This window comes from Erwinia sp. MYb416, from assembly GCF_037479575.1.
GTDB lineage: Bacteria > Pseudomonadota > Gammaproteobacteria > Enterobacterales > Enterobacteriaceae > Erwinia > Erwinia rhapontici.
Genome location: NZ_JBBGYT010000397.1, coordinates 1 through 842, shown reverse-complemented (window position 1 = coordinate 842; position 842 = coordinate 1). Strand labels below are relative to the sequence as shown.

Below are 842 nucleotides of genomic sequence, written 5' to 3'. Positions count from 1 at the left end.
CGCCTGATGGGATAGGTTCTCAACCTGAGTAACACTGATGACCCACTGCCCTACTATCGGTTTCTACATGGAAACCGCTTTTCATTATGACGTGTATAAAAACATCATCTTCGCCCTGCAAAAACAGGGGCATTCTTGTACTCTGGTGATTGCGGATGTCTGCGAGAGGGCGTTTGTGCTGGACATGGCGGCACAGATAAAAACGTTACGCCATGACAATCTGGGCGTCATGCTGTTGTCGAAAATGCGGGCACAGCGGACAGTGCTGGAAACCATGGTCAGCCCCTATTACACCCCGCTGTTGAACGGAACCGCCCGCTGGCACGTCCGGGCGATGTATGGTCTGGCGAAAGATCGCTGGGGCCACGCCTGGTGGAATGCGTTTTACGACCTGATCCTTTGCTACGGCAACCATTCGCAGGAAAAACTGAATATTGCGGGCAGCGCGGTGACCGTGGGTAACCCACGCTTCGATGACTGGCACAACCGCGGTTACAATCGCCAGTTGGTCAATGCACTGACGCGGAATCAATCCAAACCGATCGTCCTTTATGCGCCGACGTTTGGCGATCTCAGTTCAATCCCTCATTGGGCCGAACGGCTTAACATCTTGCAGCAGAGCTGTACATTACTGGTCAAACTGCATCATGGCACCCGGATCAACCCCTCTGAAACCGCTTCGCTGCAAATGATGGAAAAATACTTTCGCAAAAATATTGTTAACAGTCTCTCCTCTTTTGCTTTGCTCGATGCGGCCGATCGGGTGCTGACCGATAACAGCGGTTTTATTTTCGATGCCATCCATGCGGGAAAACCTACCGTGCTACTGGAATGGGCAGGTT

The 842-nt window shown here is 52.1% G+C and carries 1 protein-coding gene; it reads left to right on the top strand.

The window, feature by feature from the left end:
- Positions 1 to 37: 37 nt before the first annotated feature.
- On the top strand, positions 38 to 842 hold an 805-nt coding region (locus WH277_RS05550; RefSeq protein ID WP_339504900.1), incomplete at its 3' end, for a CDP-glycerol glycerophosphotransferase family protein.